Origin of the sequence: Streptomyces sp. NBC_00328 (genome assembly GCF_036139655.1) — a bacterium.
Lineage (GTDB): Bacteria > Actinomycetota > Actinomycetes > Streptomycetales > Streptomycetaceae > Streptomyces.
In genome coordinates, this window is the sequence record NZ_CP108013.1 from 1,803,898 (window position 1) to 1,822,447 (window position 18,550).

Annotated in this window: 19 protein-coding genes; 11 read left to right on the forward strand and 8 right to left on the reverse strand. The window is 71.7% G+C overall.

What is annotated here, in order from left to right; all coding sequences use genetic code 11:
• Nucleotides 1-8 precede the first annotated feature (8 nt).
• The 3 genes from OG485_RS07775 to OG485_RS07785 are packed head-to-tail and all read right to left on the reverse strand — an operon-like array spanning nucleotide 9 to nucleotide 3,273.
• Nucleotides 9-1,082 (reverse strand): threonine aldolase family protein, encoded by a 1,074-nt coding sequence (locus OG485_RS07775; RefSeq protein ID WP_328665240.1) that lies wholly within the window; start codon nucleotides 1,080-1,082, stop codon nucleotides 9-11.
• Nucleotides 1,079-1,834, reverse strand: coding sequence for an SDR family NAD(P)-dependent oxidoreductase (locus OG485_RS07780; RefSeq protein WP_328665242.1), 756 nt, complete (start codon nucleotides 1,832-1,834; stop codon nucleotides 1,079-1,081). Before OG485_RS07780 ends, OG485_RS07775 begins: the two co-directional genes overlap by 4 nt.
• Nucleotides 1,835-1,875: 41 nt before the next feature.
• Nucleotides 1,876-3,273, reverse strand: a complete 1,398-nt coding sequence (locus OG485_RS07785) for a DUF6421 family protein (RefSeq protein ID WP_328665244.1) — start codon at nucleotides 3,271-3,273, stop codon at nucleotides 1,876-1,878.
• 446 nt (nucleotides 3,274-3,719) lie between these two features.
• Between OG485_RS07785 and OG485_RS07790 the strand changes: the two genes are divergently transcribed.
• Nucleotides 3,720-4,403 carry a glycerophosphodiester phosphodiesterase gene (locus OG485_RS07790; protein ID WP_328665245.1) on the forward strand — a complete coding sequence of 228 codons (684 nt, stop codon included), beginning with the start codon at nucleotides 3,720-3,722 and terminating at the stop codon, nucleotides 4,401-4,403.
• Between the two features lie 120 nt (nucleotides 4,404-4,523).
• On the opposite strand, the gene OG485_RS07795 is transcribed toward OG485_RS07790, so the two are convergent.
• Complete coding sequence (locus tag OG485_RS07795) at nucleotides 4,524-5,066, reverse strand: GNAT family N-acetyltransferase (protein WP_328665247.1); 543 nt, start codon at nucleotides 5,064-5,066, stop codon at nucleotides 4,524-4,526.
• Nucleotides 5,067-5,221: 155 nt separating this feature from the next.
• Here OG485_RS07795 and OG485_RS07800 point away from each other — a divergent pair, with 155 nt between their 5' ends.
• The 4 genes from OG485_RS07800 (at nucleotide 5,222) to OG485_RS07815 (ending at nucleotide 7,522) form a co-directional block, all read left to right on the forward strand.
• Complete coding sequence (locus OG485_RS07800) at nucleotides 5,222-5,608, forward strand: VOC family protein (protein WP_328665249.1); 387 nt, start codon at nucleotides 5,222-5,224, stop codon at nucleotides 5,606-5,608.
• 212 nt (nucleotides 5,609-5,820) lie between these two features.
• Nucleotides 5,821-6,588 (forward strand): VOC family protein, encoded by a 768-nt coding sequence (locus tag OG485_RS07805; protein WP_328665251.1) that lies wholly within the window; start codon nucleotides 5,821-5,823, stop codon nucleotides 6,586-6,588.
• Nucleotides 6,589-6,830: 242 nt separating this feature from the next.
• Nucleotides 6,831-7,133, forward strand: coding sequence for an ArsR/SmtB family transcription factor (locus OG485_RS07810; RefSeq protein ID WP_328665254.1), 303 nt, complete (start codon nucleotides 6,831-6,833; stop codon nucleotides 7,131-7,133).
• A complete protein-coding gene (locus OG485_RS07815) occupies nucleotides 7,130-7,522 on the forward strand; it encodes a VOC family protein (protein ID WP_328665256.1) in 393 nt (130 codons plus the stop codon). The genes OG485_RS07810 and OG485_RS07815 overlap by 4 nt, the downstream gene beginning before the upstream one ends.
• A 72-nt stretch (nucleotides 7,523-7,594) precedes the next feature.
• On the opposite strand, the gene OG485_RS07820 is transcribed toward OG485_RS07815, so the two are convergent.
• On the reverse strand, nucleotides 7,595-8,182 hold the full coding sequence (locus OG485_RS07820; RefSeq protein WP_328665258.1) for a MarR family winged helix-turn-helix transcriptional regulator: 588 nt from the start codon (nucleotides 8,180-8,182) through the stop codon (nucleotides 7,595-7,597).
• The gene (locus OG485_RS07825) at nucleotides 8,179-9,822 is read right to left on the reverse strand and encodes an FUSC family protein (protein WP_328665260.1); all 1,644 of its coding nucleotides are present in this window, start codon (nucleotides 9,820-9,822) and stop codon (nucleotides 8,179-8,181) included. The genes OG485_RS07820 and OG485_RS07825 overlap by 4 nt, the downstream gene beginning before the upstream one ends.
• Nucleotides 9,823-10,056: 234 nt before the next feature.
• Here OG485_RS07825 and OG485_RS07830 point away from each other — a divergent pair, with 234 nt between their 5' ends.
• The 5 genes from OG485_RS07830 to OG485_RS07850 all read left to right on the forward strand — a co-directional run bounded on the left by OG485_RS07830 (nucleotide 10,057) and on the right by OG485_RS07850 (nucleotide 13,791).
• A complete protein-coding gene (locus tag OG485_RS07830; protein ID WP_328665262.1) occupies nucleotides 10,057-10,605 on the forward strand; it encodes a DUF5134 domain-containing protein in 549 nt (182 codons plus the stop codon).
• A gap of 172 nt (nucleotides 10,606-10,777) precedes the next feature.
• Complete coding sequence (locus OG485_RS07835) at nucleotides 10,778-11,713, forward strand: M56 family metallopeptidase (RefSeq protein ID WP_328665264.1); 936 nt, start codon at nucleotides 10,778-10,780, stop codon at nucleotides 11,711-11,713.
• A gap of 118 nt (nucleotides 11,714-11,831) precedes the next feature.
• Complete coding sequence (locus OG485_RS07840; protein ID WP_328665266.1) at nucleotides 11,832-12,536, forward strand: HAD family hydrolase; 705 nt, start codon at nucleotides 11,832-11,834, stop codon at nucleotides 12,534-12,536.
• Nucleotides 12,537-12,713: 177 nt separating this feature from the next.
• Complete coding sequence (locus tag OG485_RS07845) at nucleotides 12,714-12,950, forward strand: hypothetical protein (protein WP_328665269.1); 237 nt, start codon at nucleotides 12,714-12,716, stop codon at nucleotides 12,948-12,950.
• A gap of 181 nt (nucleotides 12,951-13,131) precedes the next feature.
• Entirely contained in the window at nucleotides 13,132-13,791 is a 660-nt protein-coding gene (locus OG485_RS07850) for a TetR/AcrR family transcriptional regulator (protein WP_328665271.1), read from the forward strand.
• A 109-nt stretch (nucleotides 13,792-13,900) separates the two neighbouring features.
• Here the strand turns inward: OG485_RS07850 and OG485_RS07855 are convergent, their stop codons facing one another.
• Nucleotides 13,901-14,371, reverse strand: a complete 471-nt coding sequence (locus OG485_RS07855; protein WP_328674273.1) for a DUF6214 family protein — start codon at nucleotides 14,369-14,371, stop codon at nucleotides 13,901-13,903.
• A gap of 214 nt (nucleotides 14,372-14,585) precedes the next feature.
• Between OG485_RS07855 and OG485_RS07860 the strand changes: the two genes are divergently transcribed.
• Nucleotides 14,586-15,935, forward strand: a complete 1,350-nt coding sequence (locus tag OG485_RS07860; protein WP_328665273.1) for an FAD-dependent oxidoreductase — start codon at nucleotides 14,586-14,588, stop codon at nucleotides 15,933-15,935.
• A gap of 359 nt (nucleotides 15,936-16,294) precedes the next feature.
• Here the strand turns inward: OG485_RS07860 and helR are convergent, their stop codons facing one another.
• Nucleotides 16,295-18,442: an RNA polymerase recycling motor ATPase HelR gene (helR, locus tag OG485_RS07865; protein WP_328665275.1), complete on the reverse strand. Its 2,148-nt coding sequence runs from the start codon at nucleotides 18,440-18,442 to the stop codon at nucleotides 16,295-16,297.
• Nucleotides 18,443-18,550 lie beyond the last annotated feature (108 nt).

Sequence of the window (18,550 nt, forward strand, 5' to 3'; positions counted from 1 at the left end):
TGGTCCTGCTACTGCTGAGCCATCTCTTCCTTGAGCGCCGCCACGAAACCGTCGACGTCGTCCTCGGTCGTGTCGAAGGCGCACATCCAGCGGACGTCGCCCGCGCTCTCGTCCCAGAAGTAGAAGCGGAAGCGCTTCTGGAGCCGCAGGCTGACGTCGTGCGGGAGCCGGGCGAAGACCGCGTTGGCCTGGACCGGGTAGAGGATCTCGACTCCGTGGACGGCGCGGACGCCCTCGGCGAGGCGCTGGGCCATCTCGTTGGCGTGCCGGGCGTTGCGCAACCACAGATCCTTGGCCAGCAGCGCCTCCAGCTGCACCGACACGAAGCGCATCTTCGAGGCGAGCTGCATGGACAGCTTGCGCAGGTGCTTCATGTGGCTGACGGCGTCCTGGTTGAGGACGACGACCGCCTCGCCGAACAGCGCGCCGTTCTTGGTGCCGCCCAGCGACAGGATGTCCACGCCGACCGCGTTGGTGAACGTCCGCATCGGGACGTCCAGGGAGGCGGCGGCGTTGGATATCCGGGACCCGTCCAGGTGCACCTTCATGCCGTGCGCGTGGGCGTGGTCGCAGATCGCACGGATCTCCGCGGGCGTGTACAGCGTGCCCAGTTCGGTGCTCTGGGTGATCGAGACGACCTGCGGCATCGCACGGTGCTCGTCGTCCCAGCCGAACGCCTGCCTGTCGATCAGCTCGGGCGTGAGCTTGCCGTCCGGCGTGGGCACCGTGAGCAGCTTGAGGCCGCCCATGCGCTCGGGGGCACCGCCCTCGTCGACGTTGATGTGCGCGCTCTCGGCGCAGATCACCGCGCCCCAGCGGTCGGTGACCGCCTGGAGCGCGACGACGTTCGCGCCGGTGCCGTTGAAGACCGGGAAGGCCTCCGCTCCGGCACCGAAGTGACTGCGGATGATCCCCTGGAGGTTCTCCGTGTACGCGTCCTCGCCGTACGCGACCTGGTGCCCGCCGTTGGCCAGGGCCAGTGCGGCGAGCACCTCGGGGTGGGTCCCCGCGTAGTTGTCGCTGGCGAAACCGCGGACGGCCGGGTCGTGATGACGGCGGGCGTCGGTCTTCGGAGGGTTCACGGCTTCTCGGTCAGCCACAGGCGCTTTCCGTTCACTTCGGCGGCGGGCCGGTCCCAGACGCCGACGATGGCCTCGGCCAGTTCCGTGACGTCCGTGAAGCCCGCGAACTTCGCGTTCGGTCGCTCGGCGCGCATCGCGTCGTGCACCAACGCCTTCACCACCAGGATGGCAGCGGCGGACGTCGCGCCCTCCGCGCCCTCGGCGATGCCGGCCTTGCGGAAGTAGTCCCCCATGGCCAGGGTCCACGCCTCGGCCGCGGCCTTGGCCGCGGAGTAGGCGGCGTTGCCCGCGGTGGGGTTGCTCGCGCCGGCGGCGCTGATCAGCAGGTACCTGCCGCGGTCGCTGGCCTGCAGCGCCTCGTGGAAGGCGAGCGTGGTGTGCTGCACCGTGCGGATCAGCAGGAGTTCGAGCAGGTCCCAGTCGTCGAGAACCGTCTTGGTGAAGGTCTCGCTGCCGCGCCAGCCGCCGACGAGGTGGACGAGCCCGTCCACCCGGCCGAAGTCCTTCTGGATGCGCGCGGCCCAGTCGCGGGTCGACTGGAGGTCCAGCAGATCGACGGTGTCACCGACGACGGTGGAGCCGCCGTGCGCGTAACGGGCCGCGTCGACCGCCTCCGCCAGCCGCTCCGGGTCGTTGTCCGCGCCGATCACGGTCGCGCCCGCCTCGGCGAGCCTGAGCAGCGCCGCACGGCCGGCGGGTCCACCCGCACCCGCCACCGCGATCACCGCACCGCTGAGAGCCCCGTTCCCCATGGTCTTCGCCTCCTGAGCAATGTTCTCGCTACCGCGGTCGGTCACGCGGCGACCCGCTCGGAGCCGGCCGCGGTGATGCCCTTGGTGGAGGCGATCACGTTCTTCAGTTTCTTGGAGAGCGCCTCATAGAACATGCTCAGGGGAAACTCGTCCGGAAGCACGTCGTCCACGAGCTTGCGCGGCGGCTGCGACAGGTCGAGCGCGTCCGGGCCCTTGGCCCAGCGGGAGCCCGGGTGCGGGGCGAGGTAGGTGGAGACCAGCTCGTACGCCTTGAACCAGTGGACGAGCTTGGGGCGGTCGATGCCGGCCCGGTAGAGGTCCTCGATCTCGGAGCACAGCTGGTTGGTGACCTGCGGGGCGCGCTGCCAGTCGATGTGCAGCTTGTTGTCGGTCCAGCGGACGACGTCGTGCTTGTGCAGGTAGGCGAAGAGGAGCTGGCCGCCGAGACCGTCGTAGTTGCGGACACGGTCGCCGGTGACGGGGAAGCGGAACATCCGGTCGAAGAGCACCGCGTACTGCACGTCGCGGCCGTGCTCGTTGCCCTCGGACTCCAGCTTCACGGCCTCCTTGAAGGCGGTGAGGTCACAGCGCAGCTCCTCCAGGCCGTACATCCAGAACGGCTGGCGCTGCTTGATCATGAAGGGGTCGAACGGCAGGTCGCCGTGGCTGTGGGTGCGGTCGTGGACCATGTCCCAGAGCACGAAGGCCTTCTCGCAGCGCTCCTGGTCGTGGACCATGGCGGCGATGTCCTCGGGCAGTTCGAGGCCCAGGGTGTCCACGGCGGCTTCGGTGACGGCGCGGAAGCGGGCGGCCTCACGGTCGCAGAAGATGCCACCCCAGGAGAATCGTTCCGGCGCCTCGCGTACGGCGATGGTCTCCGGGAAGAGCACGGCCGAGTTGGTGTCGTACCCGGCGGTGAAGTCCTCGAAGGTGATGCCGCAGAACAGCGGGTTGTCGTAGCGGGTGCGCTCCAGCTCGGAGAGCCATTCGGGCCACACCATGCGCAGCACGACCGCTTCGAGGTTGCGGTCCGGGTTGCCGTTCTGGGTGTACATCGGGAAGACGACCAGGTGCTGGAGGCCGTCCTCACGCTTCGCGGCGGGCTGGAAGGCCAGCAGCGAGTCGAGGAAGTCGGGCACCTGGAAGCCGCCGTCGGCCCAGCGGCGCAGGTCCTTCACGAGCGCCTCGTGGTAGGCGACGTCGTGGGGCAGCAGCGGGGAGAGCTCGTCTATCGCCTCCGTCGCACGGCGCACGACGGCTTCGACGTCGGCGGCGGCGGGAGCGCCGTCCGCCTCGAAGGCGATGGAGCCGTCCTTGGACTGCCAGGGCCGGATCTGCTCCACGGCAGCCTTGAGCACGGGCCACGCCGGGTGCTCCACCACCCTGGCCACGGGAGGAACCCGCTCCTCCGAACCCACCTGCACAAGAACTTCCGTCATGTCCCATCCTCCACAGGAAAACCTCGCGTATGGACACCGTATGTATGCGAGGTTCCGTTACGCAAGTGCGAACCCGGGAGATTATCCTGCGCACCCCCCACCTTCACCGCTCTTTTTCCTGTTCGACACTGTCGATGCGAGACATGCACCACAGCGACCCGTCGGCCGACGGCTGTCGCCGCCCGGTCCTCCGGCTTCCCTCACCCTGGCGGCGCACGCGTGGCCCTCGTCACGAAGGGGATCGCGGGGTCGCTTCGCGCGTCCGTACCCCCGCTGCGGCGCCCGGGGCGGGACTCGCGCCGCGCCGTGTGAATCCGACACTCCCATTGGACGGCGTAGGAACGGGTACACAGCACAGCCAGGCCATTAGGCTGCGGCCTGGCGCGTGGCCGCCCCGCCGGAACCACGCGCGCGCCGAGCCGCCGTCGACGGAAGCGAGTCGAATCTTGAACTTCCTCACCATCGGTCATCGCGGAGTGATGGGCGTCGAGCCCGAGAACACCCTCCGTTCCTTCATCGCCGCCCAGAACGCGGGCCTCGACCTCATCGAACTCGATCTGCATCTGAGCAAGGACGGCGCCCTCGTCGTCATGCACGACGCCGACGTGGACCGTACGACCGACGGCTCGGGACCGATCGCCGACAAGACGCTCGCGGAGCTGCGCGCGCTGGACGCGGGACACGGCGAGCGCGTCCCCGTCTTCGAGGAGGTCCTGGAGGCGGTCAGGACGCCGTTGCAGGCCGAGATCAAGGACGTGGCGGCGGCCAGGGCGCTGGCCGAGGTGATGCACCGCAAGGACCTGGTCGGGCGCGTCGAGGTGTCGTCCTTCCACGACGAGGCGATCGCCGAGACCGCCCGGCTGGTGCCGGGGGTCCGTACCGCGCTGATCGCCAGCCGCTACGACACCGACGTGGTGGACCGCGCCGTCGAGGCCGGCGCCGCGACCGTCTGCCTCAACATCCGCAGGCTGAGCCTGGAGGTCGTCGAACACGCCCGCAAGGCCGACCTGAAGATCATCGGCTGGGTGGTGAACACCCAGGACCACCTCCGGCTGGTACGCGCCCTGGAGCTGGACGGCGCCACGACCGACTACCCCGAGATCAAGCGCACCGGCCGCTTCACGGCGTAGCCGGACGAAGCGCGCCGCGCCGTCCGCGGCGACACGCACGGGCCGTTCGGCGGGGACGCGCCGAGCGGCCCGGCCGACGGCGGGTGCCTTCCCGCCGAGCGGCCCGGGCCCGGACAGGTCCTAGAAGAGCGGCTTGACCAGCAGTTCGAAGCACAGGTCGTCGCGCTGGGGAACACCGAAGCGCTCGTCGCCGTAAGGGAAGGGCGTCATCTGTCCGGTACGGCCGTAACCGCGCCGCTCGTACCAGGCGATGAGGTCCTCGCGTACGGAGATCACGGTCATGTGCATCTCCGTGGCACCCCACACCTCGCGGACGGTCCGCTCCGCCTCGGCGATGATCACCTTGCCGAGCCCGCCGCCCTGGAGCGCGGGGCTGACCGCGAACATGCCGAAGTACGCGTGGTCGCCGCGGTGCTCCAACTGGCAGCAGGCGACGAGCGCGCCGTCCCGCTCCACGGTCAGGAGCCGGCTGCCGGGTGCCTCGACGACGGCGCGGATCCCCTCGGCGTCGATGCGCTGACCTGCCAGGATGTCCGCTTCCGTGGTCCAGCCGGCCCGGCTGGAGTCCCCTCGGTACGCCGATTGGATCAGCGCGACCAGGGCGTCCACATCGCTGTCGACGGCGTCGCGGAAGGTCAGTGCGGTGGCGGCGGCGGTTTCCATGGCGGTGGTTCTCCGATCGGTGACGCGGCTGGGCACGCCCGAGCGTAACGCGCCCCTCGGGACCGTCCGGCCTGCCGGTCGCGGGGGATGCCGCCGTGCCCCGGACGGCACCACGGCAATGTGCACACCCCACACAGGCCGTAGGCTCCGGGCGCATGGTGCATGTACTGAGCAGCCGGACTCTTCTGCGTCCGAGCGACCCGGAACGCTCGCGCGTCTTCTACGGTGAACAGCTCGGCCTCGCCGTCTACCGCGAGTTCGGTACGGGACCCGAGCGCGGGACCGTGTACTTCCTCGGCGGTGGCTTCCTGGAGGTCGCCGGACGCTCCGGGACGCCGCCCTCCCCGGCGCTCAAGCTGTGGCTCCAGGTCGCGGACATGGCGGCGGCCCACGAGGAGCTGACGGCCGCCGGTGTCGAGGTGCTGCGGGGGCCGGTGCGGGAGCCGTGGGGGCTGATCGAGATGTGGATCGCGGACCCGGACGGGACCGAGATCGTGATCGTCGAGATCCCGGCCGATCATCCGCTGCGCTACCGGCCCTGAGTCCCCGGCCGGCCGAACGGGCCCGCCGGACCCGCGGCTCGTCCCGCACCACCGGTGTACGGGCCAGGGGTTCCCGGCGCGTGCCCGGCACACGGGGACGAGCCACCGGTCCGTCGCGGCATCCGGAACCGGCATCCGGAACCGGCGTCCGGATGGCCGGTGCCGCACCGCAGGATTAGCGTGCTGAGGGGGTCCGCTGCGGAAGGAACGTCATGAAGCTCGACAGGCCGGTGCCCGGCGGACCCTGCTGGACGGAGCTCGGCACCGACGACCTGGAGGGCGCCAAGCGCTTCTACGCCGACCTGTTCGGCTGGCGCCCGGAGACGGACCCGCGCCAGGAGGCGGGCGGGTACACCGTCGCGCACCTGGGGGACCTGGCCGTCGCGGCGATCACCCCGATCTACCAGGAGTCGCAGCCCGTCGCCTGGAACGTGTCGTTCGCCGTCACCGACGTGGACGCGACCGCGGCGGCCGTGCAGGCCGCCGGCGGAACCCTCGCCCTGGCCCCGATGGACGTGCTGGACGTGGGCCGTTTCGCGGTCGCCTTCGACCCGGGCGGCGCCGTGTTCCAGATGTGGCAGGCGCGGGCCTTCCCCGGTGCGGGGCTGTTCAACGCGCCCGGCGCGCTCGGCTGGGTGGAACTCCTGACCCGGGCCCCGGACCGGGTGACCGAGTTCTACACGACGGTGTTCGGCTGGACCGTGAGGCCTTCGGAGGACTACCCGCAGTGGGGCGTCGACGGCGCCGACTTCGGCGGCATGGTCACGATGGACGAGAACTTCGCGCACGAGGTGCCCTCGCACTGGCTGCCCTACTTCGCCGTCGAGGACGTGGACGAAACGGCGAACGCGGTCCTCATGGCGGACGGCCACCTGCTGATGGAGCCCGTCTCCCAGCCTGGCGGCCACCGCCGCCTGGCCGTCGCCCGGGACAGACAGGGCGCGGCCTTCGGCCTCTACTCGGAGGGCGCGAAGCACTGAGCCTCCGCCACCTTGAAGTCGCAGGTCAAAGGACTGTGTGACCGGTGCTCGGGGTGCGCGCGCCGGTCGTGGGCGGCAGTCCGCGGAGTAGATCGTTCGACGGAGCCGGACCCGCCTCCCGCGCGCCCTACTCGTATTACTCGTGGGGACGAACCTCGAAGTCGTCCGCTGACAGACGATCCGCCCCGCAGACCGCAGCCCTCGGCTTGATAGGCAAGTCAGTACTTGCCTATCCTGTGGTCGTGGCCGACGACCTGTTCAAAGCCCTGGCCGACCCCACCCGCCGCATCATCCTCGACGAGCTCACGGAGAAGTCCGGACAGACGCTGTTCGAGATCTGCTCGCGACTGAGCATGAAGCACCGGCTCGGCATCTCGCGCCAGGCCATCTCCCAGCACCTCGCCCTGCTGGAGGCCGCCGGGCTCGTCGAGACCAGACGCGAGGGCCGCTACAAGTTCCACGACCTGAACACAGCCCCGCTGCGGCAGATAGCCGAGCGATGGCCCACGCCCGACCCATCCGGACCGGAGAAGAGCACTCCATGAAGATCCATCTGACCAGCGTCTTCGTCGACGACCAGGCCAAGGCCGAGCACTTCTACACCGAGATCCTCGGGTTCGTGAAGAAGCACGACGTCCCGCTGGGCGGGCAGCACCGGTGGCTGACCGTGGTCTCGCCCGACGAGCCCGGCGGCACCGAACTCCTCCTGGAGCCCGCCGGCCACCCGGCCGTCAAGCCCTACCGCGACGCGCTCGTCAAGGACGGCATCCCGCTCGCCCAGTTCGCCGTCGACGACGTAGAGGCGGAGTACGAGCGACTGCACGCCCTCGGTGTTCGCTTCACCCAGGAGCCCCTGGCGATGGGCCCTGTCACCACCGCCGTCTTCGACGACACCTGCGGCAACCTGATCCAGATCGCGACACAGCCGCAGTAAGCGGTACGCCTCGCGCGGGGGCCGACCGCCACGGCAACCAGGACCCCGCACCGACGGCCCCTCCGGTCGGCGTCAGGCGCGCGGCAGTCTCAGCCGGCCCTCCAACTGCCCGAGCAACTCGCCCAGGAGGCCCGCCAGTTCACGCTGACGTTCCCGCTCGATGCCGGACAGGACCCCGGTCTCGTAGGCGAGTTGGTCGGGAAGGACGGAGTCGACCAGGTCCCGTCCGGCCTCGGTCAGCCGGACGTGTGCGACGCGGCGGTCACGGGTGTCGCCGCGCCGCTCGACGAGGCCGCGTTCGGTCAGCTGCTTGAGCCGCTTGGTGACGGCGGCACCCGAGGAGAAGGTCTCGCGGGCGATGTCGCTGGGGGTCAGCTCGTGGCCGGTGCGGCGCAGCGTCCCGAGCACATCGAACTCGGGGCGGGTGAGCCCGGCCCGGCGCAGCGGCGCGTCCTCGGCCTGCTGAAGCAGCGCGGCACAGCGGTTGACCCGCCCGATCACCTCCATGGGCCCGGTGTCGAGATCGGGCCGCACGTTCTCCCACTGACGAACGACGGCCGCCACCGTGTCGGCTACCACCTTGTCACCGGGGGCCGGCGTCGGATCATCGTCCGGCGTCGGGTCGCCGTCCGCCGCTCTCCGCCCGTCCGCTGTCGTCATGCCTGTGCGCCCTCCCGGCAGTGCAGTCCCTGGCGTCGTACCGTCGCGGCGAGCGTACGATGTCCGGCCTGTTCGGCCCGCATCACCCGCTCCTCCGGCAGGGCGCGCCTCCGCCATTCGCCCGACGCGGCGTCCGCGGCGGAGCGCAGGTGCACGACGGCCGCGGACAGACCGCGGCGGGCCGACTCCAGGGCGCCGGGTTCGGGCCGCTCCTCGGCGAGCAGTCCGGCGGCGTGTTCCTGGGCCCGCCCCACTGCGGCGAGCGCCTCTTCGATACGGTCGCCGGCCCGCCTGTTGGTCACGGCGACGGCCGCGAGGAAGCCGACCAGCGCGCCCACGAGAGTGTCCAGGACCCGGTCGGTCATCAGCTCTCCGGGCTGCTGGGAGTGCGCGAACTCGGTGATCAGCAGGGCCATGGGGGTGACACAGACGCTGCCGAGCCAGTAGTTGCGGCCGATCAGTGCCTCGGCGCCGAAGTTCAGGGCGAGGCAGCACAGCACGAGGGCCGCCCGGCCGGCGTGGGCGAGCGGGAGGAGGACGGCGAAGGCCGCGACGCCGAGGAGGTTCCCGGTCACACGCTGGACGCCGCGGCTCCAGGTCAGGGTGACGTTGGCCTGGTAGAGGGAGGCGGCGGTGACCAGGGCCCAGTAGGGGCGGCCGACGCCGAGCGCGAGCGCGGCGTATCCGGCGAGGGCGCAGCCGAGCGCGGTGCGCAGGGCGATGGGGGCGAGCGGGCCGAGTCGGGCGAGCAGGGGCGGTTCCCCGAAGGCGAGGGCGGCCTCGACGCCGAGGAGTTCGTCCGCGGCGTCGCCGAGTCCGTCGGGGCGCGGGACGGGTCCGGTGCCGGACAGTTCGCGGGCCCAGCCGCGCAGCCGCCGGGCATCGGTGCCGGAGGGTGCGGCGAGCGCGACCTCGGCCCGTACGACGAGCCGTTCGAGAGCGCGTCGGGGCTCGGAACGGGCTCCCGTGGACAGCAGCGACTGCCAGGCGGTGTGCACGGCGGCGGCCGCGGCGGCGCGGGCACGGGCGTCGTCCGGGGCCCCGACGGACACGGCGGCGGCGTTCAGCGCGTGCGCGGTGGAACGCCGTTCCGGGCCGTGCGGGCGTACGAGCCCGGGGGCCATGCCGACGATCCAGGCCCAGACTCCCGCCGCCGCGCCCAGCGCGAGGTGGCCCGGCACCTGGCCGAGACTCTGCGGTGCGAACAGGGACGCCGAGGAGATGAAGGCGAGGACGACATGCCCCGGCGGGCCGATGCGCGTGGCGTCGCACAGGGCCTTCTGAGCGGCGGCCAGCAGCGCGCCGACGGTGACCAGCGCGACGGCGTTCGTGGTGAGCGAGGCCGCGACGAGCGCTACGCCCAGTCCGCCGAGCATTCCGGCGACCACCCAGGCGAGGACTCGGGCCCGTGCAGCGTACGGGCGGCTGTGGGCGTAGAGCGCGCAGAGGGACCCGGCCATGGTGTACATCGCCAGGTCCAGCCGGCCGAGCGCCAGCAGCGTCAGATTCGGCGGGGCGACCGCGACGACGACGCTCAGGGCGGGCTTGAACCAGATGTCGGAAGGCCTGCCGAGGCGCAGCACGCCGGCCAGCGGAAGCCGCCGGACGCGCGGGGGACGGAGAGGGGGCGCACTGCTCATGACGATAACCTTAGCAGGTGTTTTATCTGTAAAATAGTTTCTCGAAGCGGCTCCCACCTGCGGTGCACTCCCGCACGCTCCCCCGTGTACAACCCTGCGCCCGTATGCGCACCGATCGCCCGGGGCATGCCCTGACCGACCGTCCGATGTCCGGCACCGCTGCCCGGCACCCTCCGCCCGGCATCGCGTGTCCCGCGTCGCGCGTCCGACATCGTCTTGCGGGGAGGTACGCGGGTGCACGGACCGGCTTCACCCGGCTGGCTGCTCGTCGCGCTGTGCGCGGCGACGGGGGCCTACTGCCTGCTGCGCATGCGCAGCCCCGTCGAGGAACAGCGCCGCACCGCGGGCGGCGAGGCGCTCATGGGGTTCGGCATGGCCGCGATGGCCGTACCGGCGGCCGTGGTGACGCCGCCGCGCTGGGCCTGGCTCGCCTGCGCGGCCGTCTTCGGCGTCGCCGCGCTGCGCGCGCTGTTGACGGCCCGCGGCGGCGGACACCATCTGCACCATCTGATGGGCACCCTCGCGATGGTCTACATGGCCGCGGTGATGACCACCGCCCCGGCCCACCACGTCCACGGCGGCACCGGCGCCCCCGTCCTCACCGGCGCGCTCCTGCTGTACTTCACCGGCTACGTACTCCGCTCGGGCGTCCGTCTCCTGCCGGCGGCCGTAGCGTCGGGCCCGACGGCACGCGCCGTCGGCTGGGGCGACCGCCCCGAACTCTCCCAGGCCTGCCGCCTGTCGATGGGGATCGCGATGCTGGCGATGCTCGTCACGCTCTGACGTCGGTCACGCTCCGGCTTCCGGAGACCCGGGGCCGCACCCCTGACGCGCGGTCACGCTCCGAGGCCGGGGGTGCCCGGGAGGGAGTCCGGGCACGGTACGAACCCGTGGCGTACGTCACTTGGAGTCGTTGACCGTATCCAGCGGCGGGCCCCGCTCATAGGCTTCGGCCATGATGGTCCCCGCGGCACTGTTGCTGCTCGGCGCCCTTGCCTCCGTGGTCGCTCCGCGACTGCTCGCACGGGCCGACTGGCCGGACCGGGAACCCGTGGTCGCCCTGTGGGTGTGGCAGTGCGTGGTGGCGGCCGTGCTGCTGTGCTGCGCCCTGTCGATGACGCTGAGCGCGTCCGCCGCCTGGGTGGCCGTGCGCGGCCATGTCTTCGGCGGCGCACCGGCGTCGGTCGTCGACGCCTACGCGCCGGGCGCCGGCGGACCCTGGGCCGCCGCCACGGCCGTGGCACTCGCGTGCGGCGGCGCCTGGACCGCGGCGATGCTGGCGCGCGAGATCGTACGGGCGCGGCTGCGCCGTCGGCGGAGCCGGTCCGAACTCCTGGTGCGGTCCCCGCTGTTGCCCGGCGAGGAATCCGGAGAAGATCGTCTGGTGGTACTGGAGGGAGAGCGCCCCGACGCCTGGTGGCTGCCCGGCACGGCTCCCCAACTGGTCATCACCACCGCCGCGTTGCGCCGTCTCAAGGGACGTCAGCTCGATGCCGTACTGGCCCATGAGCAGGGACACGCGCGGGCGCGGCACGACTGGCTGCTGCACTGTTCGGCCGCTCTGGCCAACGGGTTCCCGCAGGTTCCCGTGTTCGCCGCGTTCCGTGACGAGATGCACCGGCTGGTCGAACTCGCCGCCGACGACGTGGCGTCGCGTCGCTTCGGCCGGCTCACGATCGCTCTCGCCCTGGTCGAACTCAACGAGGACCGGGGCGTGTTCGGACCCGGACAGGCCCCGGGCACCCATGTCCCCCAGCGCGTGGACCGCCTCCTCACCCCCCGGGACCGGCTCACGGCGGCCCGTCGGCTGCAACTGACGGCGGCGGCCGCGCTGGTACCGGTGGTCCCGGTCCTCGTGGCCTTCGTACCGGGCCTGCGAGCACTGGGTTAGGCCCCGTCCGTTCCGCCGGGTTCGTCGGCCCGGTCGGCGGCACCTCGGACTCCCGTGCGGGGTTCGCGGGACCGGGGCTCCTTGACCACCGCGGGATACCCCGCGAAAGATCTCCCGCATGACCTTCAACGGTGTGCTCTTCGATTTCTCCGGGACCCTCTTCCGCGTCGAGGACACGGAATCATGGCTGCGCGCGGTGCTCGCGGAGACCGGTCACCCGCTCCCGGAGCCGGAGTTGGCCGAGAAGGCGCGCGCCCTGGAGGCGGCGGGCGCGCTCGCGGGCGGAGCCCGCCCGGCGCGGCCGGTGCCGGATCACCTCGTCGCCCTGTGGGAGAACCGCGACCGCGGTGCCGAGCAGCACAGAGCGGCGTTCACCGGTCTGTCCCGGCAGGTGCCGCTGCCCGATCCCGCGCTGCACGACGCGCTGTACGAGCGCCAGATGCGACCGGCCGCCTGGAAGCCCTACCCCGACGCCGCCGAGGTGCTCGGCGCGCTCCGCGAGCGGGGCCTCGCCGTCGGGGTGGTCAGCAACATCGGCTGGGACCTGCGGCCCGTCTTCCGCGAACACGGCCTCGACCCGTTCGTCGGAACCTATGTCCTGTCGTACGAGCACGGCGTCCAGAAACCGGATCCGCGGCTCTTCGCGACCGCCTGCGCCGAACTCGGCATCGCCCCGGGGAACACCCTGATGGTCGGCGACGACCGCACGGCGGACGGCGGTGCTGCGGCTCTGGGCTGCGCCTTGCATTTCGTCGACCACCTGCCGGCGACGGACCGCCCGGACGGACTGCGGCCGGTGCTCGACCTGGTGGACACGGACTGACGTACCGGCGCCACGGGCTCCGGACACCCGCGGGCCCGGGCACCGTTCGTCAGACTGGTGGCTTCTGGCCCCAGGCGGGCCGATGTGGTCAAGTTTTGGCCAACACAGGCCAAACGCCTCGCAATTCGGGATCCGTGGCTAAGTTGGCGCCCCCGTCATACAGTCCCGAGGTCCGTAATGAAGACAGCGCTCTGGATCCTCCTCGCCGGCTTCCTCACCTGTGTCACCGCCGCCGGTCTCCTCAACACGGTTCGCAGCGACGACAGGGAGACCCTCGTCGGCAATGTGCTGCTGAGCCTGTCGGTCGGCTGGTACATGGTCACCAACTGGCGACGCGCCTACCGCTCCGCGCACCGGCGCCCGCATCAGGGCGTCATGGGCGAGACGCCCGGTACGGGGAACCACGGTCCGTGAAGCCCGTGGACGGCCGCGGAGCGAACAGCACTCCCCCGGCGCTCGCTGCCGCACGTCCGACCTGAGGCGATCCCCCGCGTCGCCCCAGGTCGGCGGCAGCCCGGAACCGACCCGCGAAGGGTCTGGATCCGAACGCGTTGAGTATAGTTGGCTGGCAGCCAGTCAACGCAGGAGTTACAGCATGTCCCCGCGAAGCCCCTCGGTCAATGAAGAGTTGCGGCGGCGTTCCCGGGAACGTTTGCTGCAAGCCTCGGTCGAGCTGGTGAGCGAGCGTGGTTACGACGCCACGACGCTCGGGGACATCGCGGATCGCGCGGGATCGGCGCGTGGACTCGTCTCGTACTACTTCCCCGGCAAACGCCAGCTCCTGCAGTCCGCGGTGCACCGGCTGATGCATCGCACCCTGGAGGAAGCCCTCGAACGCGAACCGCGCAGCGAGGACGGCCGGGAGCGGATGGCGCGGGTCATCGACGCGATCCTGGGCCTGACCCGGGATCAGCCGGTGCTGATGCGGCAGCACATGGCCGGGCTGCTCCAGGCCGAGGGTTTCGTCCAGTGCCCCGAACAGATGCGGCTCTCCGAGGTGCTCGGGGACACCGTGGCACGCTACGGGTCGCAGCAGGTCTCGGCCGACTACCCGATGCTGCGCGCCCTGCTCATGGGCGCGGTCTACGCGGCGCTGGTGCCGGGTGTGCCGATGAAGGTCCCGGTGCTGCGGGCCGAACTCTTCAAGCGCTACCGGCTGGACTGGGAGATGGGGGTGCCGCCGGACGCCGAGGCGTCGGACGGCCCCCGCGCGACGGATCTGTCCCGCTTCTTCGCGACCGATCCGGAGCCCTAGGCCGGTCCGTCCAGGTAGCCGGGCCGCGGGGGGGCGAGCGCGGTGTGCCGCCGGGTCCGGACGCCGGGCTCGCGCGAGGGAAGCGCGAGCGGGCGTCCGCTCCCGGGGGTCAGCGGCGGGCGTGACGAGGTGTCAGGAACCCCGCGTCCCGCGCCCCGGCGATCAGTCTCAGGGACTTGCGGCGGCTGTGGCCGGTGGCGTCCATGACGGCGAGCACGGGGTCCGCGCCCTCCTTCTGCGCCGCCCGGTACTCCTCCGCAACCAGCATCCTGCCCTCGACACCACGCGGCCAGGCGGGGCGGGCGCGCCGGGCCTGACTCTCCCGGTCCTGGTCGTGGCCGGAGCCGAGGCGGCCGCGGCACGCCTCGGACAGTGGCTCCTCGATCCACTCGGCGACCACCGCCAGGTCGTCCAGCGAGAGGGGCGGCTCGGCTCGTACGTCCTCGATGGAGAGGGCCTCCTCCGACAGCACGGCGAGCAGATCGACTCGGGCACCGTCGGTGAAGGCCAGCCGGACGTTGAACCAGGACGTGACGCCCGACGCGGACTCCCGCACTTCCCAGGCGGGCCACACGGACACGTCGCCGTCCGCGCGGCAGCGGTCGGACAGATTGAGGAACGATGCGTCTAGCACAAAACGGAACGTAACCGCATCATCACATTCCCTCGAACGGACACGCGCGCGACCGGCACGGTCCGCACCCTGTCAGCGGAGCACCGGGTGGTGCGATCCTGGGAGCACCAGCGATGTCCTGTCAGCGATCTTCCTGATCCCTCGGGTAAGGAGTTCCGCAGTGCTGCGTGTCGCCGTCGTCGGTTCGGGGCCCAGCGGGGTCTACAGCGCACAGGGTCTTGTCCAGCGGAGCGGACCTCCCGACGTCCGCGTCGATGTCCTGGACCGGTTGCCCTGCCCGTACGGGCTGGTGCGCTACGGCGTGGCACCCGACCACGAGAAGATCAAGTCGCTCCAGAACAATCTGCGGACCGTCCTGGAGGACGAACGGGTGCGCTTCCTCGGCGGCGTCGAGGTGGGACCCCGCGGAGTGCCGGTGGCACGGCTGCGGGAGCTGTACCACGCGGTCGTGTACTGCGTCGGCGCCTCCACCGACCGGCATCTCGGCGTGCCCGGCGAGGATCTGCCCGGCAGCTGGTCGGCGACCGAGTTCGTCTCCTGGTACAGCGCGCATCCCGACGCCGCGGCCGGCGCTTTCGTGGCCGGCGCACGCTCGGCCGTCGTCATCGGTGTCGGGAACGTCGCCGTCGACGTGACCCGGATCCTCGCCCGCACCGCGCCCGAACTGAGCCCCACCGACATACCGCAGGCGGCGCTCGGCGCGCTGGCCGCCAGCGAGGTCACCGAGATCAGCATGGTCGGGCGGCGCGGACCGTCGCAGGCCCGCTTCACCACGAAGGAACTGCGCGAGCTCGGCGGCCTGCCGGAGGCGGACATCAGCGTGGACGAGGCGGAGCTGGCGCTCGATCCGGCCTACCTCGATCCGTCGGGGCTGCCTGCCGCGCAGCGCCGCAACGTGGAGGTCCTGCGGGGCTGGGCGGCGGCGGCGCCGCAGGGCCGGCCGCGTCTCATCCGCCCGCGGTTCTTCCTGCGGCCCGTCGGGCTCCTCGCCGACGGCGGCCGGGTGGGCGCGGTGCGTTTCGAGCGGACGGTGCCTGACGGGGCGGGCGGGGTGACGGGAACCGGCCGGTTCGAGGAGATCGAGGCCCAGTTGGTATTGCGTTCGGTGGGTTATCGGGGGGTGCCGCTGGACGGACTGCCGTTCGACGCCGACCGTGGCACGGTTCCGCAGCGGGCGGGACGGGTCCTGCGGGACGGCGTCGTCTCGCCGGGCGAGTATGTGGCGGGCTGGATCAAGCGGGGCCCGACCGGTGTCATCGGGACCAATCGCCCGTGCGCGAAGGAGACGGTGACCTCCCTGCTGGAGGACGCCCCCGGCCTCGTGAGGCGAGAGGCCGCCGATGATCCGCTCGCGGCGCTGCGGACCGAGGGGATACGGCCGGTCGAATGGGCCGGATGGCAGGCGATCGAGCGAGCCGAGGCGGAGCTGGGAGCACGGCTGGGCCGCGAGGTGGTCAAGCTCCCAGACTGGGACGCACTCTGGACGGCGGCACGAACGTCCGGGTTCTGACGCGGCCCGGGTGGACGCCTTCCGGCGGCTCGCCGTGCGGCCGATTCCCGACAACAGCGTGTACGGCCGACTCCCGACGACCGCACGGACGGCGGCTCCTCACGACCGCGGACGCACGTGTCTTCACGAGGGCACGAATGGTCGGGTTCTGACGTCGGGACGAATGGCCGGATTCTGACGTCGGCACGAACGGCTGGGGGCCGGCCGCCGTCGCGGGGGCGTGACGCGTCCCGGCAGCGGGCGGGTACCGCGGGGCACGGCATCAGCCACACCCCGCGCCTCCACCGCCCGCGCCGGCCCGAGACGCGTCGGCACCCGTGCCCGCCTGCACCTGTCCGCCGGCACCGTGTCCGCTGGCGTCAGGTACTCGTGAGGATGACGAGTCGCTGCGTCGCCCGGGTCATCGCGACATAGCGGTCGACCGTGCCTTCCACGCCCGTGCCGAACTTCTCCGGGTCGACGAGGACGACCAGATCGAATTCGAGCCCCTTCGACAACTCCGGTGTCAGCGAACGGATCCGGGAGGTCGCCCGGAACGCGGGATCGCCGATGACGCAGGCGATCCCCTCGGCGTGTTCGAGCAGCCAGGTGTCGAGCACCGACTCCAGGTCCGCGACGGAGCCGTGGACCACGGGGATGCCGGAACTGCGCACGGAGGTGGGCACGTTGGCGTCCGGAAGCGCGGCCCGGATGACGGACTCGGCCTCCGTCATGACCTCTTCGGGCGTCCGGTAGTTGATGGTCAGCGAGGCCACGTCGATCCGGTCGAGTCCGACCCGCCCGAGCCGTTCCTGCCAGGACTCGGCGAAACCGTGCCTGGCCTGGGCGCGGTCCCCGACGATGGTGAAGCTCCGGGAAGGACAGCGCAGGAGCAGCATCTGCCATTCCGCGTCGGTCAGTTCCTGGGCCTCGTCGACGACGATGTGCGCGAACGGCCCGGCGAGCAGGTCCGGTTCGGCGACGGGCAGTCCGCCCTCGTCGATCAGGCTGTCCCGCAGGTCCTGTCCGCGCAGCATCGTCACCGCGCCCTCGCCGTCGTCGTCGGCCGCGAGCACGTTGTCGATGACGCCTGACATGCGCTCGCGTTCCGCGGCCGCGGAGGCCTCGTGGCGGCGCCTTCGCAGGGACGTCTCCGGGTCGCCGAGCCGCTGCCGTGCCGCGTCCAGGATGGGCAGGTCGGACACCGTCCACGCCTGGGCGTCCGGACGCTGGAGTCTGCGGACGTCGTCGGGGCCGAGCCACGGGGCGCACAACCGCAGGTAGGCGGGTACGGACCACAGGTCCGCGACGAGGTCGGCCGCGTCGAGCAGCGGCCAGGCGCGGTCGAGGGTGCCGACGAGTTCCTGGTCGTGCAGCAGCGACCTGCGCAGCAGTTCGGGCGGGACGCCCTCGTCGTGCTTGTCCGTCAGGATCGCGAGCAGCGCCTCCCGGACCTGGTCGCGTGCCTCGTTGTGCGGGGTGCCCGGTTCCGCCGCCTCGAACGCCTCGGCCCAGTCGTCGGCGCTCAGCCGGACGTCGGCCCACGGGGTCGTGACCGTCATCCCCCGGGCAGGCGGCTCCTCGTAGAACCTGACGGCCGTCTCGATCGCCTTCACCATGTCCGCGGACGACTTCAGGAGGGCCACGTCCGGGTCGGGCTCGACCGTCGCTCCGGACCCCTCGGCGACGAGGTCGCGCAGGGTGCAGGTCTGTACGCCCTCTTCGCCGAGGCTGGGCAGGACGTCGGCGACGTAGGCCAGATAGGGCTGGTGCGGACCGACGAACAGCACGCCGCCGCGTCGGTGGCCGAGCCGGGGGTCGGAGTAGAGGAGGTAGGCGGAACGGTGCAGTGCGACGACCGTCTTGCCCGTGCCCGGACCGCCGTCGACGACGAGAGCGCCGCGCGATCCCGCGCGGATGACGGCGTCCTGGTCGGCCTGGATGGTGGCGAGCACGTCCCGCATCCGCGCCGACCGGCTGCCGCCGAGACCGGCGATGAAGGCGGACTGGTCGTCGAGCGCGGCGTGCCGCTCCAGCCCGTCGGCGGTGAACACCTCGTCCCAGTAGTCACTGATCCGGCCGCCGGTCCAGCGATACCTGCGGCGGCTCGCCAGGCCCATCGGATGGGCGTGGGTCGCGGCGAAGAACGGCTCGGCGGCGGGAGAGCGCCAGTCGGTGAGCAGTCGGCGGCCCTCGCTGTCGGTGAGGCCGAGACGTCCGATGTACACGGGTCCCGAGCCGTCCGCGGCGACGATGTGTCCAAGGCACAGGTCGAGTCCGAAGCGGCGCAGAGCGCGGAGCCGGCCGGTCAGCCGGTGGATCTCCAGATCTCGTTCCATCGCCTCGCGGCCGAGGCCGCCGGGCGCCCTGCGCTCGGCGTCGAGGCGGTCCGACAGTTCACCGATCGCGCGTTCGAGGCTCTCCGCGACGGCCGCGAAGTGCCGCTCGTCTCCGGCGGTCAGTGCCGGGTCCGCCTTGGCGGAGAGCCGGCCGGGAAGGCGGAACGCGCTGGTGGTCAGAGGGCTCATGTCAACTTTCCGCAGGTTCTGGCTTCGGCCAGTGATTCTGCGGGACCACCGGGGCCTTGCCGCAAGCCCCCTGGTGCGCTATAAGTTGAGAGTGGCAAGGGATGACTT

Bases quoted from the DNA above. Each gene is read 5' to 3' on its own strand.
- OG485_RS07785 (WP_328665244.1), bottom strand. From the start codon at position 3,273: ATGACGGAAGTTCTTGTGCAGGTGGGTTCGGAGGAGCGGGTTCCTCCC.
- OG485_RS07850 (WP_328665271.1), top strand. From the start codon at position 13,132: ATGTCCCCGCGAAGCCCCTCGGTCAATGAAGAGTTGCGGCGGCGTTCC.
- OG485_RS07825 (WP_328665260.1), bottom strand. From the start codon at position 9,822: ATGAGCAGTGCGCCCCCTCTCCGTCCCCCGCGCGTCCGGCGGCTTCCG.
- OG485_RS07820 (WP_328665258.1), bottom strand. From the start codon at position 8,182: ATGACGACAGCGGACGGGCGGAGAGCGGCGGACGGCGACCCGACGCCG.
- OG485_RS07805 (WP_328665251.1), top strand. From the start codon at position 5,821: ATGAAGCTCGACAGGCCGGTGCCCGGCGGACCCTGCTGGACGGAGCTC.
- helR (WP_328665275.1), bottom strand. From the start codon at position 18,442: ATGAGCCCTCTGACCACCAGCGCGTTCCGCCTTCCCGGCCGGCTCTCC.
- OG485_RS07815 (WP_328665256.1), top strand. From the start codon at position 7,130: ATGAAGATCCATCTGACCAGCGTCTTCGTCGACGACCAGGCCAAGGCC.
- OG485_RS07800 (WP_328665249.1), top strand. From the start codon at position 5,222: ATGGTGCATGTACTGAGCAGCCGGACTCTTCTGCGTCCGAGCGACCCG.
- OG485_RS07780 (WP_328665242.1), bottom strand. From the start codon at position 1,834: ATGGGGAACGGGGCTCTCAGCGGTGCGGTGATCGCGGTGGCGGGTGCG.
- OG485_RS07840 (WP_328665266.1), top strand. From the start codon at position 11,832: ATGACCTTCAACGGTGTGCTCTTCGATTTCTCCGGGACCCTCTTCCGC.
- OG485_RS07845 (WP_328665269.1), top strand. From the start codon at position 12,714: ATGAAGACAGCGCTCTGGATCCTCCTCGCCGGCTTCCTCACCTGTGTC.
- OG485_RS07795 (WP_328665247.1), bottom strand. From the start codon at position 5,066: ATGGAAACCGCCGCCGCCACCGCACTGACCTTCCGCGACGCCGTCGAC.
- OG485_RS07835 (WP_328665264.1), top strand. From the start codon at position 10,778: ATGATGGTCCCCGCGGCACTGTTGCTGCTCGGCGCCCTTGCCTCCGTG.